The following is an 11,823-nucleotide window of genomic DNA, read 5'->3' as shown; positions in this document are numbered from 1 at the left end:
GCGCACCGTGCACGCTGCGTCGATCACCGCACATCACAGGGTAAGGATGGATCTCGAAATCACCTCACGGGAAGGCCCAGCTGCTGGAGAAGGATCTGCCGGACGTTCCGGCGCTCGCCCCCGCGCCGCACACGGCGAACGAGGTCGTCGGCGGCCTCCTGCCACCGGACGTAGTCGAAGGCGAAACCCGCGTCGAGCAACCGGCCGGGCACCACGCGGCGGCTCTTCAACAGGAGCTCGGTGTCCGAACGGATCGCGAGCGCGCCGAACTCCGCCATCCACGCGGTCGCGGGCAGGCCGACCGGAACGCCCCACGCGCCCCGCAACGCGCGCACGAACTCCCGCTGCGGCAGCGGCTCCGGGGCGGCGACGTTGACCGGCCCTTCGACGTCGTCCCTCGCGATCAGGAACTCGACCGCACGGACGAAGTCGCGGTAGTGGATCCAGGACACATACTGCGCGCCCCCGGCGACCGGCCCGCCGAGCCCGAGCCGCGCCATCCAGAGCAGGACGTCGAACACCCCACCGCGATCCGGGCTCATCACCATGGCCGCGCGCAACGCGACCTTGCGGGTGCGCGGCGTCCCGGCGCGCTCCTGCGCCCGCTCCCACTCCTTGGCGATCTTGACGCTGTAGCCCCAGTAACCCGGCACCCCGGCCTCGCCTCCGCCGATCACCCCGCTCGCCTCGTCGTTGGCCGCGTCGAAACGATGGGCGTAGACCGTGGCCGTACTCATCTGCAGCCAGACCCGCGGCGGCCGCGCCGCTCCCGCGATCGCCTCGCCCACGACCCGGGTGGACTCCACGCGCGAATCCATCATGGACTGCAGGTTCTCCGGCGTGTACCGGCAGCTGACGCTGCGTCCGGCCAGGTTGATCACGACGTCACTGCCGTCGATCTCCTCGGCCCAGGAGCCGAGCGTCCGCCCGTCCCACGAGACCTCGCCCTCGCGCACCGGCCTGCGCGTCAAGACCACGACGTCGTGCCCCGCCGCAGCCAGGTCGCGCTTCAGAAGCGTCCCCACCTGCCCGGTCCCCCCGGGAATCACGACCTTCATCGCCCCGCCCTCCGCCGCGTGCCACCAACCCTAACCGAAAACTGAACGTGTTCAAAGACCTCCCCCCCGATGCGGCGCCGAGAGCGGCGGGCCCACCGACTACTGGCTCAGGTCGACGGAAATGTGGCCGGACAGCGCACGGAGGAAGTCGGGGGCGTCGAAGATCTCGCCTGCGGACGCGACGCCGTCAGTCCCGGTCCGCCCGGTGAGGATGCGGTCGACCGCTTCCACGACGAGCGGCGCGGTGACGGCGTAGATGTCCTGGCCGCGTGCCACGGCGCGCCGTTCGGCGCCGCCCTTGCGCACGACGACGTCGACAAGGAAGGTCTGCGCCGACCGTCCACGCTCATCGACCGGGGCCGGCGCGGACGTGCCCGGGTCCGCTATGTCCCCGGCGGCCTCGACCGTCATGTAGGTGCGCACCTCGGGGATGGGCAGGTGGCTGGGGATGGTGACGACGTCGGCCATCGAGAACTCCCCGATGACAGCCCGGGCGCCCATCGGGTCAGGGAACGGCCACTCCAGGGTCGGCGGATCGTCAGCGCGGTACTCCAACCGCCCGTTCGCGTAACGGACGCGCCGGCCGTCCCGCCGCTCCCCGGAGACCCTGCCCGACGCGCGGGTCCCGGCGGTGGGGTGCCAATGGCTGAGCCCGTACGCGATGTGCGCCTCGTCGGCCGACGTCCAGTCGCCCATCGCGGCGGTGGTCAGCAGGTCGCCGAGGCCGCCGTAGAAGGCCATCGCGGGGACGACCACCGTCCCCGCGGCGCGGGCGCGATCGGCGAAGTGAGCGAACGTGTCGACGTTGGCCTCGATCTCCGCCGCCACGTCCACGTACGGGAGCCCGGCGCGCAGGGCCGCCTCGATCACGGGGGCGGCCGTCGCGGCGAAGGGTCCGGCGCAGTTGATCACGGCCGCCGTCCCGTCCAGCGCGCGGTCGAGCGAGACCGGATCGTCGACCGACGCCGGCCGGGTCTCAAGTCCGGGATGGGCGGCCGCCGACTCCCGCAGCTTGCCTGCGTCGCGGCCGGACAGGACCGGAACGAACCCGCGCTCCCGCAGTTCCGCCACCACGAACCGCCCGGTGTGCCCGTACGCGCCGAACACCGCCACCATCTGCCCCGACCCCATCGGCTCTCCCCAGCACTCGAAGATCTACTGCGCAAATCCTGGCGGGGCGGACCCCTGCCCGCGAGTGTCTGGAACGCCATGACCCATACAATTCCGGACATGCGTAGCGTCGCGCTGGCCGTCACCGACGGCATGCTGCACTTCGAACTGTCGCTGGCGTACGAGGTCTTCGCCGCCGCCCCGGCAGGCGTGACAGTCCCCTGGTACGACGTCACCCTCTGCGGACCGGCCCCGGTGGCCGTCGGCCGATTCCGGCTGGACCCCGACCACGACCTCGACGGACTGCGGCACGCCGACACCGTGATCGTCCCGGGCTGGGCGGACGTCGACGTCCATCCGCCCGCCGACCTGGTCGACGCCGTACGCGCGGCCCACGACGCCGGCGCACGCGTGGCCTCCCTCTGCACGGGCGCGTTCGTGCTGGCCGCGGCCGGTCTGCTGGACGGCGAACGCGCGACCACCCACTGGGCGCACACCGAGGCCCTGGCCGCCGGCTACCCCCAGGTGACAGTGGACCCGGACGTCCTGTACGTGGACAACGGCAGCGTCCTCACCTCCGCGGGCAAGGCCGCCGCCATGGACCTCTGCCTGCACCTCGTCCGCCTCGACCACGGCTCGTCGGTCGCCAACACGGCCGCCCGCCGCCTGGTCGTGCCACCGCATCGAGACGGCGGCCAGGCCCAGTTCGTCGCCACCCCGGTCCCCGCCCCGGGCAACCACCCGCTCGCCGCCCTCCTCCCCTGGATCATCGAACGGCTCGACCAGCCGCTGACCGTGGAGGACCTGGCCCGCCAGGCCGGGATGAGCTCACGCCACCTGGGCCGCCACTTCAGAGCGGTGACCGGCGCCACCCCGCTGCAATGGCTCCTCACCCAACGGATCCGCCACGCCCAGGAACTGCTGGAGAAGACCGACGCCGGCATCGACACCATCGCGGCGGCCACCGGCATGGGCACCGCCACAACACTGCGCCGCCACTTCAACCGCACGGTCGGCGTCCCCCCGGACACCTACCGCCGCACCTTCCGCTCGGGAGGAACAGGGCTCCGCGACGCTCAAGCGCCGGCACATCCTGGGGAAGGCCCCGCGGCTCACCCAGCCGGATGACCGCCGCCGTTCAGGGCATCCTCACCTGCACATCCACATCGCCTGAAGTGGAGCGAATCGTCGTCGTGGTCTGACAGCGCGCCCGGCGTCATCACAACACGGCCGATCACCGAGTCCTGGACCCAAGTCACGATGTGGCTCGCCACGCATGCCCCGGCCGGAGAGCGAACCCGGTTGCCGTGCTAGATGAGGCCCTGGGCGAGCATTGCCTCGGCGACTCGCTCGAAGCCGGCGATGTTGGCGCCGACGACATAGTCGCCTGGAGCGCCGTACCGTTCGGCCGTCTCGTAGCAGGTGTCGTGGATGTTCGTCATGATCGCCGACAGTTCCTCCTCCACGCGGGAGAAGGACCAGGCGGCGCGGCTCGCGTTCTGCCGCATCTCCAGCGCGCTGACGGCGACGCCGCCCGCGTTGGCGGCCTTGCCGGGCCCGAACGCGACGCCCGCGTCCTGGAAGATGTGCACGGCCTCCGGCGTGGTCGGCATGTTGGCGCCCTCGGACACCGCCTTGACGCCGTTGCGGACGAGGATCCGCGCGGCCTCCGCGTCCAGCTCGTTCTGCGTCGCGGACGGCAGCGCGATGTCGGCCGGGACGTCCCACACCCGGCCGCCGGGTACGAACCGGGCGGACGCGCCGCGCATGTCGGCGTAGTCGGAGACGCGGCCGCGGTCGACCTCCTTGACGTGCTTGAGCAGGTCGAGGTCGATGCCCTTCTCGTCCACCACGTAGCCGCCGGAGTCGGACACGGTGATCACGTTGGCGCCGAGCTGCTGCGCCTTCTCCACCGTGTAGATCGCGACGTTCCCGGAGCCGGACACGACGATCTGCCGGCCGTCCAGGTCCTCGCCGCGGCGGCGGAGCATCTCGTGGGTGAACATGACGTTGCCGTAGCCGGTCGCCTCCGTCCGGCCGGCGGAGCCGCCCCACAGCGCGCCCTTGCCGGTCAGCATCCCCGCCTCCCAGCGGTTCGTGACGCGGCGGTACTGGCCGAACAGGTAGCCGATCTCGCGGCCGCCGACGCCGATGTCGCCCGCCGGGACGTCGGTGTGCTCGCCGACGTGCCGGTACAGCTCGGTCATGAACGACTGGCAGAACCGCATGACCTCCTCATCGGAGCGGCCGTGCGGGTCGAAGTCGCTGCCGCCCTTGCCGCCGCCGATGCCGAGGCCCGTCAGCGCGTTCTTGAAGATCTGCTCGAAGCCGAGGAACTTGACGATGCCGAGGTTCACCGTGGGATGAAAACGGAGCCCGCCCTTGTACGGCCCGAGCGCCCCGTTGAACTCGACGCGGAAGCCGCGGTTGACGTGGATCTCGCCCTTGTCGTCCTGCCACGGCACCCGGAACATGATCTGCCGCTCCGGCTCGATCACCCGCTCGACGAGCTTGGCGGTGGCCAGCCCGGGACGCGCCGCCAGCACCGGGCCGAGGGATTCGAGCACCTCGTGGACCGCCTGGTGGAACTCCGGCTCACCGGGGTCCCGCCTGAGAACCCTGTCGTAGGACTCTTCGAGGACGGCCAGCGTCTCGGGTGGCGCCGGCAGACGGGGGGCCAATGGCATGGTGAGGTTCCTTCCTTCAGACCCCTCCACTCTAAAACGTCTGTTTCACCGCCTGAGACGGGGTGATCGCAGGTCGGAACCCATGCACGCCTGGAAATAGGCCCTGGACGGCGAGTGCCGCACAGGCTGGGACACGGCGTGTCGGGCCGGAAGTCAGGCGTCGAAGGAGCCGACCGACGTTCCCGTGAACTCGCTCTAGGGGCGCGACGGTCGTCGCCGTGGCCGGGCGCGTCGCTCGGTCAGGTGGAGGGATCGAGGTGGGTCGCCAGGACGGCGGCCTGACTGTGGTCGATGTCCTTGGTCGCCGTGAGGAGGGTGACCGTGCCGTCGGCGGCGAGTTCACGGAGCCGGTCCAGGGCGGCGGCGCGGTCGGGGTCGCGCAGTTCGGCGTCGTAGCGTTCGGTGAACTCGTCGAACTTGTCCACGTCGTGGCCGTACCACTTGCGGAGCTCGGTGGAGGGGGCGACGTCCTTCTCCCACTCGTCCAGCCGGGCCTCGTCCTTGGACAGCCCGCGCGGCCACACGCGATCGACCAGCACCCGCTTGCCGTCGTCGGGCGAGGCGGGCTCGTACACCCTGCGCAGCTTGACCTCCATGCTTCCTCCCAGCCCCACCTATACCCCGCCCGACGCTCGATGTGCGGGTTTCGCCGGGGGCCGTACCTTCGGGAAGGTCGCGCGGCGGAACTCACCGGTCCGGGCCCGCCGACCCGGGGGCGGGGCGGCGGTCTGTGGCGGCCCGGTCGGCCCTGGCACGGTCTGCGGCGGCCCGGTCGGCGGTGGTGCGGTCGGCGGTGGTGCGGTCGGCGGTCGTTCGGTCGGCGGTCGTTCGGCGGGCGAACTCGGCGGCGGCGGTGCGGCGGGCGAACTCGCCGGCGAGAGCGCGGCCGAGGACTTCGTCGTCGGGACGGTGCCATTCCAGGTATTCGAGGGCCTCGGCGAGTTCACCGGCGGTCAGCCGCCGCACCGGTTTCCCGGCCCAGCGCGGGAGCCGCCCGTCCGCGGGCCCGGCGGCCGGGGCCGCGCGCGGTCGTGGGTTCACGTTCCTGCCCCTTTCATTGTCCGGTGTCGGTAATGGCGCGGCGCGGCGGCGGGTGGGGGCATTCGCCGCTCGAATAGGCTCGCCGCGTGCATTGGTGGAGCCAGCAGGCGTGCGACGCGGCCGCGGAGGCGCAGGCCGCCGATCCCTCTCCGCGGAATCTCATGGCGGCCGCCCAGGTGCAGGCGCTGGTATCGCTGGCCGAGGCGCTGCACCGCATCGCGGCGACGATGGAGGAGCGGGACGAGAGCGATAACGCCCCGCCCTTGCCCGCGCGGTCGAAATAGCAGCGGTTTCCGCGAAAATACCGGTGCGCCGGAAAGAGGACGCACCGGTATCTCCCCGGCTGTCAGACGTCGCTGAACGATTTGCGTTCCGTCCTGCCGTTCGCGGTGCTCGGGCTGAGGCGCGAGGTCTTGGCGACGGGCGGGCGCGGCGGCGGCGCGGTCTCCAGCGGGTGGTCGTCCTCGGGCGCCGGGACGCGCTCCTCCGGCACGGCGGGGCTCGGCTCCTCCCGGGGACGGTCCCGCAGCCGCCGCGCGGCCTGCCGGAGGGCGCGCTCGCCGACCAGCCTGGTCAGTTCCAGGCCCCAGCAGTCCAGCTTGTCGGCGTCGGTGAGGTCGTCGCGGCTGCTCAGCTCCGCCGCGAGGCCGCCGAGCCGCTGCGCCTCGGACAGATCGAACTCGCGCATGAGGTGGCAGCACAGCTCGGCGAGGGCCGCGTGGTCGCGTTCGAACGACAGCCCCGCCAGGTCGTTGTGCGACAGCCTGCTGAGCGCACGCTTGCGCTCCAGCTCGCCGTCGGCGATCCGGAGGATTCCGTTGAGGAGGAAGGCGGGGCCGGTACCGCCGACTTTGCTGTTGGCGGGGGCGAACGACATCCGCAGGACGGCGGCGGACCCGAGCCCGGCGGCGATCACCCGGACGACCACGAGGCTCGCCGGGGGCGTGGTGGCGGGCAGCCCGAACGTCCAGTCGGCGGCGGTGACCGCGATCAGCGCGACGATGGACGCGCTGGCGTTGATGAAGACGAACAGCAGGCCGCCGGGCGACAGGAGGGCGGAGAAGGGCTTGTCGCGGTAGCGCGCGACGAGTTCGGCGAGGCCGATCGCGCCGCCGATCAGGGCGGCGAGGATCAACTCGATGGTCATGGCCTTCCCCTACGCGCTACGGGCGGTCAGCCGGCCGAAGGGGGACTCCTCGCGCCGGTCGCGCCGGGCGGGCAGCGTGGCGGGACGCTGCCGCGCGGCGCGCTCGGCGTGCTCGACCTCCAGGAAGACCAGGAGCCATTGCGCGGGGCCCGCGGCGAGTCCGGTGTGAATGCGCAGCGCCTGCTCGCGGGCGCCGAGAAAGGCCAGCAGCCAGCCGGTGGGCCCGGACGACACGGCGGCTCGAATTCGTGAATGCATGCGGAAGACCTTTGCGCAGGCAGGCCGGGAAGTCGACGTCCTCCAGGTCAAGTTTTTGCGGCGCGGGAGGGCTATCCGGCCATTGCCGTTACGTCGGGAACGTCCGGTCGGCGTCGCCGATCTTCCCTCTTGGGGAGGTGACCCATTGCCGTTTGGACGGGCCAGGGAATTCCTTTACGGAGAATTCCGGTTCGGCGGCGGGACGTCCGCTGCGGGAAGATCTATTTTCCGCTCGCGAGCGTCCGGCACCCCCGTCCGGGACGGCCACCGGAAGCCGCGTCCGAGGGGTCGCGCGACACGCCGCTTCCGCGTCCGGAAACTGGCAGTGGGACAACAACGCGTCTGAGGACCAGATGATGGAGGAGACCCAGGGGCCCCCGCCCCGAGGAACCGCCTAGAAAAGGACGGAGGGGCCACTCCCCCCGAAGTGACCCCTCTTCCCCCGTTCCGCCCAGCCGACCCCGGGTGCGCTCACAGGACCGGCCGCTTCCCCCGAAGCGGCTCGCACCGGTCGGCGGCGGATGTCAAGAACGTAGCGAGGGAGCCGCGCCCGGATCGAGGCTTCAATCCGGCGCATCGCCGAACGGGCCACGCTGTGCGATGAACGGAGCACGCTCCGCGGTCACCGGGCTGAGAAAGCGTGGTGTAATGCGTATTCCGGACGGCTCGAAGGGGCGGAGGGGCGAGACGATGGCGGGACGCGTGCGGCCGATCACGCTGGTGGGGACGCCGGTCCTGCATCAGGCGTGCAGGCCGGTCGAGGAGTTCGGCGCGGCGCTGCGGGAGCTGACCGACGACATGTTCGCCAGCATGTACGAGGCGGAAGGCGTCGGCCTGGCCGCGAACCAGATCGGCGTGGACCTGCGCGTCTTCGTCTACGACTGCCCCGACGAGAACGGGGAGCGACGCAAGGGCGCCGTGGCCAACCCCGTCCTGGAGTTGCCGACGTTGGAGAACCGGCGGCTGGACGACGACGATGAGGGTTGCCTCTCTGTGCCAGGGCCTCATGCACGCCTGGCACGTCCCGACCATGCGACCGTGCACGGCTTCGACGTCGAGGGGGCTGCGATCACGGTAGAGGGGACGGGGTTGCTCGCCCGCTGCCTCCAGCATGAGACAGACCACCTTGAGGGCAAGCTCTACATCGACCGGCTCTCGACCCGGGCACGCAAGAAGGTGCTCAAGGAGTTCGAGGCCTTGCGTGCGGAGAAAGCCGCCGGCTAGCCGTCCCATACGGGGAGGTGGACGGCGGACGGGTGGTCCTTGTCGCGGAGGATCTCGAACCGGGTGCGGCGGGACGCGACCGCCCGGGCGGCTGGCTCGCCGGTGCCGTGGTTTCGGGCGAACCTCGGGAACGCCCCGCCCGCCAGCATGACGCGCAGCCGGTGGCCACGTAGGAATCGGTACGCGGTCGGGTGCATCTCGATCTCGGCCCTGACCACGCCTCCGGTTCCGATGCGCAGGATGCCGTCGGTGACGTTGCGGGAGACGCCGTCACGGTCGACGTCGCAGAGGCGGATGAACAGGTCACCCTGGCCGGTGCTCGTCCGGGCGTGGATCGTCGCCGAGACCGGGCCGATCACGTCGAGGTCGTCGTCCAGGGGCGCGCCGGTGAGGACGACCACGTCATCGCGGCGTTCGATCCGTGTGTTGTCTCGCTGCTTGCCTTTGCCGGGTGACAGGAGCGGGCCGCCCACGCTCGGTGTGGGGTCGAGGGGGTCGTAGGTGAACGTGGCGGGGTCTGTCTCAGGAGGACCGTCCCAGACGAGGCTTCGGCCTAGGTAGACCGGTGTGGGCCTGGTCTCGGGCGGAGGCCACTGGTCGAAGTCCAGCCAGCGGTCGGCCTTCTGCAGATGGAGTCTTACGGGAGCCTGGCGAAGCTGGGCCTTGTCGCCGTTCAAGTGGGCGTTCAGCCAGGACACCTGATCGGAGACTATCGCACGGAGGGCTTTCGTGTCGTGCCCCCATGGGCCGATGGTGATGCGTGCCTGGCGCCCGGCCTCATGGAGGGCGACGAAGTCGCGTAGCTGGCCGCGTAGGAAGAGGTCCCACCAGCCCGTCACCATCGTGGTCGGCGTGGTGGTGCCGGGGACGGCGGCGCTGTGGTCGGTCGCCTCCCAGAAGCCGTCGGGTTCGGCGTGGGCGGTGACCTCGCGAAGGAAGGATTCGGGGCGTCCGATGGCAGCCGTGTCCGCTTCCCCTACCGGGAGATGGCGCATGGCCTGTCTGACACGTCTGTTGTGGAGGGGCCGCTTCCCGTCGTCCTGCGTGCCCATCAACGACGACCAGACGAGCGTGTTGTGCAGGGCGAGCGCACCACCCGGATAGAACGAACTCACGAACTCGGATGCGGTGATGCCGAGCCCCATGGCCTCCAGGGGAGGATCCGCGTAGGGCGCGATCGCCCATTCGGTGAAGCCGAGGTAGCTCGCGCCCACCATCGCGACCTTGCCGTCACACCACGGTTGGGCACGGAGCCACTTGAGCGTCGCCAGTCCGTCGTCCTTCTCGTTGTGGAAGGCGTGGAACTCCCCGCCTGAACCGAGGACGCCGCGCACGTTCTGGATGACGACCTGGAAACCGCGCCTGACGAGGACCCCGGCGAACAGCCGCATCACGGGTTGCCGCTTGCCGTAGGGGGTGCGCATCAGCACGACGGGCATGGGTCCCGTCCCGCGCGGACGGTACAGGTCGGCGATGAGCGCGACTCCGTCCGGCATGGGCACCCGTAGGTCGCGCCTGACGTGGATGCCCGGAGAGGGCACCTCGGGCAGGCCGAAGAGGCGATCCACGAGTCGTCCCACGATGGCCATGTGCGCCCCCTCAGTCCCGTTACGAGGCTAGGAGACGTTCGTACTCGTAGAGGACGCCGGCGAACTCACCCGTCGGCATCTCGCAGGCGTGCCCGGGCAGCCACAGATGCTCCAGCCGGACGGTCTGGACATCGATGCGCACGTGGCAGGCGTTCCCCGTGTGCTCCCAGCCTGGACGCGCCGCACGGACGACCTCCAGGTGGTGGCGATGGCTCTGCACGTCGTGCAGCAGGAATGCCGTGAGGACGTGGAGCGGCCCGTTCACGGCCTCGGTGAACGTGCTCGCGCCGGCTGCGGCGGCCTCCAGATCGACCCCGGAATCGGCCAACTCCGGGAAGAACACCCGGACGTGGCGGACGACGCCCTCGATCTCGATGGGCTGGCAGGGCAGTCGCAGGACGGCGTCCGGGTCGACGTAGCCGTGCACAGGGACACCGGCGACGACGCCCGACCACGCTCCTGGCAGGCCGCCGACGAACCGAGCCTGAGTCAGGGTGTTGCCCAGTTCGGCCAGAAGACGCTCTGGGTCCAGCCCCCGTGGCATGAAGGTTTTGGTGCCCCCGCGTAGGCGCGTGCCTGCCTCGTCAAGGACGGCAAGGTCGGCCCAACAGGCGCCTGAGCCGGTCCCAAGGACGCCGTGCGGGAGGCATCCGTCGGGGTGCGGGGTGAGCCCGGCCATGTCCTCCAGCATGGCGCGCGGTGACTGGATCAGGCCCCAGCCCTGCGTCCGGTGGGAGGCGGACCCGAGGGCAAGGGAACTCGCCATCGGCTCGCCATTGCGTGGCTCGCCCAGGACGCGCTCAAGGCTCCGGCGGCTTCGCAGGGCGCCGATCTCCTGGAGGTACTCGTCCAGGCACTGCCGCAGCACGTCCGGGTCGATGTCGCAGGACGCCCATCCGCCGACGTCCCGCACATGGACGAGCGTGCCGTCGAAGTCGAGGCGGTGGTAGCGGTAGACCTCCTGCCAGGGCGCGGACGAACCGCCGCCGTTCACCCGCCCCTGGGCGCGCGCGATCGCGGAGACGTCCTCGCCCAGGTCGTTGATGAGAAAGTCGCGCAGCGGGGCGTGCAGCGGATCGGTCTCCACCGCCACCCGCGCGCCATCGCTGCGGAACCGCACCGGAAGCGACATCACCATTCGGGTGATTATGCCGATTAGCGAAGATCATCACTGGTATGAAGGAAAGTTCGTACCGATCAGCCGGATTCGTCGGCCATGTACGGGGGTGCGGGCTCGTACTGGATGTACCGGCGGACCACCCGCGCGTGGTCGCGGCCATGGATGCGTCCGACCAGCCAGAGCGCCATGTCGATGCCTGCGGAGACGCCCTGGGCGGTAACGAGGTTGCTGTCCACGACGTAGCGCGCATCGCGCACGACGGTCACATCACCGAAGGCTTCTAGGGTTTCCTCCGATGCCCAGTGGGTCGCGACCCTTCGCCCCTTGGCCGGGCCTGCGGCGTGCAGCAGGAACGAGCCGGTGCAGACGCTCGTCACCCAGTCGGCCTGTTCGGCGACCTTCGCTATCCATCCCGTGACGGACGGGTTGTGCGGCTGGGTCTCTCTTGCGCCTCGTCCACCGGGGACTAGGCCCTGTTCGTAGTTCAGATCAGTTGCCGCTGGTCACGATCGTGTGATTCCCCCCCGCCGGGGCGGGAGCGGGCGGTATCACCAGTGTGTGACACGCGGTGATGTGACCGATACGGAAT

13 protein-coding genes are annotated in these 11,823 nt (G+C 70.7%); 3 read left to right on the top strand and 10 right to left on the bottom strand.

Features of this window, described 5'->3' with window-relative positions; translation table 11 throughout:
• Nucleotides 1–59: 59 nt before the first annotated feature.
• Nucleotides 60–1,025: an epimerase gene (locus tag SM418_RS26345; RefSeq protein ID WP_371943967.1), complete on the bottom strand. Its 966-nt coding sequence runs from the start codon at nt 1,023–1,025 to the stop codon at nt 60–62.
• Nucleotides 1,026–1,157: 132 nt separating this feature from the next.
• A complete protein-coding gene (locus tag SM418_RS26340; RefSeq protein ID WP_371943968.1) occupies nt 1,158–2,189 on the bottom strand; it encodes a saccharopine dehydrogenase family protein in 1,032 nt (343 codons plus the stop codon).
• A gap of 99 nt (nt 2,190–2,288) precedes the next feature.
• Between SM418_RS26340 and SM418_RS26335 the strand changes: the two genes are divergently transcribed.
• Nucleotides 2,289–3,296 carry a helix-turn-helix domain-containing protein gene (locus SM418_RS26335; RefSeq protein WP_371943969.1) on the top strand — a complete coding sequence of 336 codons (1,008 nt, stop codon included), beginning with the start codon at nt 2,289–2,291 and terminating at the stop codon, nt 3,294–3,296.
• Nucleotides 3,297–3,478: 182 nt separating this feature from the next.
• Here SM418_RS26335 and gdhA read toward each other — a convergent pair whose 3' ends face one another.
• From gdhA to SM418_RS26320, 3 genes are all read right to left on the bottom strand, one after another.
• Nucleotides 3,479–4,855: an NADP-specific glutamate dehydrogenase gene (gdhA, locus tag SM418_RS26330; protein ID WP_371943970.1), complete on the bottom strand. Its 1,377-nt coding sequence runs from the start codon at nt 4,853–4,855 to the stop codon at nt 3,479–3,481.
• A gap of 239 nt (nt 4,856–5,094) precedes the next feature.
• On the bottom strand, nt 5,095–5,451 hold the full coding sequence (locus SM418_RS26325) for a DUF488 domain-containing protein (protein WP_371943971.1): 357 nt from the start codon (nt 5,449–5,451) through the stop codon (nt 5,095–5,097).
• Between the two features lie 91 nt (nt 5,452–5,542).
• Complete coding sequence (locus tag SM418_RS26320; protein WP_371943972.1) at nt 5,543–5,896, bottom strand: hypothetical protein; 354 nt, start codon at nt 5,894–5,896, stop codon at nt 5,543–5,545.
• Between the two features lie 86 nt (nt 5,897–5,982).
• Between SM418_RS26320 and SM418_RS26315 the strand changes: the two genes are divergently transcribed.
• Nucleotides 5,983–6,180, top strand: a complete 198-nt coding sequence (locus SM418_RS26315) for a hypothetical protein (protein WP_371943973.1) — start codon at nt 5,983–5,985, stop codon at nt 6,178–6,180.
• 62 nt (nt 6,181–6,242) lie between these two features.
• On the opposite strand, the gene SM418_RS26310 is transcribed toward SM418_RS26315, so the two are convergent.
• Both SM418_RS26310 and SM418_RS26305 read right to left on the bottom strand, forming a co-directional pair.
• A complete protein-coding gene (locus SM418_RS26310; RefSeq protein WP_371943974.1) occupies nt 6,243–7,043 on the bottom strand; it encodes a hypothetical protein in 801 nt (266 codons plus the stop codon).
• Between the two features lie 9 nt (nt 7,044–7,052).
• On the bottom strand, nt 7,053–7,301 hold the full coding sequence (locus SM418_RS26305; RefSeq protein ID WP_371943975.1) for a hypothetical protein: 249 nt from the start codon (nt 7,299–7,301) through the stop codon (nt 7,053–7,055).
• A 690-nt stretch (nt 7,302–7,991) separates the two neighbouring features.
• Between SM418_RS26305 and def the strand changes: the two genes are divergently transcribed.
• A complete protein-coding gene (def, locus tag SM418_RS26300) occupies nt 7,992–8,525 on the top strand; it encodes a peptide deformylase (protein WP_371943976.1) in 534 nt (177 codons plus the stop codon).
• Here def and SM418_RS26295 read toward each other — a convergent pair.
• From SM418_RS26295 to SM418_RS26285, 3 genes are read right to left on the bottom strand one after another with little or no spacing between them, the layout of a single operon-like run.
• Nucleotides 8,522–10,114, bottom strand: a complete 1,593-nt coding sequence (locus tag SM418_RS26295; protein WP_371943977.1) for a CocE/NonD family hydrolase — start codon at nt 10,112–10,114, stop codon at nt 8,522–8,524. The two genes, def and SM418_RS26295, sit on opposite strands and share 4 nt — an antisense overlap.
• A gap of 19 nt (nt 10,115–10,133) precedes the next feature.
• Nucleotides 10,134–11,252 carry a hypothetical protein gene (locus SM418_RS26290; RefSeq protein WP_371943978.1) on the bottom strand — a complete coding sequence of 373 codons (1,119 nt, stop codon included), beginning with the start codon at nt 11,250–11,252 and terminating at the stop codon, nt 10,134–10,136.
• 59 nt (nt 11,253–11,311) lie between these two features.
• Nucleotides 11,312–11,722: a DJ-1/PfpI family protein gene (locus SM418_RS26285; protein ID WP_371943989.1), complete on the bottom strand. Its 411-nt coding sequence runs from the start codon at nt 11,720–11,722 to the stop codon at nt 11,312–11,314.
• Nucleotides 11,723–11,823 lie beyond the last annotated feature (101 nt).

This window comes from Actinomadura chokoriensis (assembly GCF_041463665.1).
Lineage (GTDB): Bacteria > Actinomycetota > Actinomycetes > Streptosporangiales > Streptosporangiaceae > Spirillospora > Spirillospora chokoriensis_A.
This window is presented reverse-complemented; position numbering and strand designations above follow the sequence as displayed.

Bases quoted from the DNA above. Each gene is read 5' to 3' on its own strand.
- SM418_RS26340 (WP_371943968.1), bottom strand. From the start codon at position 2,189: ATGGGGTCGGGGCAGATGGTGGCGGTGTTCGGCGCGTACGGGCACACC.
- SM418_RS26335 (WP_371943969.1), top strand. From the start codon at position 2,289: ATGCGTAGCGTCGCGCTGGCCGTCACCGACGGCATGCTGCACTTCGAA.
- gdhA (WP_371943970.1), bottom strand. From the start codon at position 4,855: ATGCCATTGGCCCCCCGTCTGCCGGCGCCACCCGAGACGCTGGCCGTC.
- SM418_RS26325 (WP_371943971.1), bottom strand. From the start codon at position 5,451: ATGGAGGTCAAGCTGCGCAGGGTGTACGAGCCCGCCTCGCCCGACGAC.
- SM418_RS26310 (WP_371943974.1), bottom strand. From the start codon at position 7,043: ATGACCATCGAGTTGATCCTCGCCGCCCTGATCGGCGGCGCGATCGGC.
- SM418_RS26305 (WP_371943975.1), bottom strand. From the start codon at position 7,301: ATGCATTCACGAATTCGAGCCGCCGTGTCGTCCGGGCCCACCGGCTGG.
- def (WP_371943976.1), top strand. From the start codon at position 7,992: ATGGCGGGACGCGTGCGGCCGATCACGCTGGTGGGGACGCCGGTCCTG.
- SM418_RS26295 (WP_371943977.1), bottom strand. From the start codon at position 10,114: ATGGCCATCGTGGGACGACTCGTGGATCGCCTCTTCGGCCTGCCCGAG.
- SM418_RS26290 (WP_371943978.1), bottom strand. From the start codon at position 11,252: ATGGTGATGTCGCTTCCGGTGCGGTTCCGCAGCGATGGCGCGCGGGTG.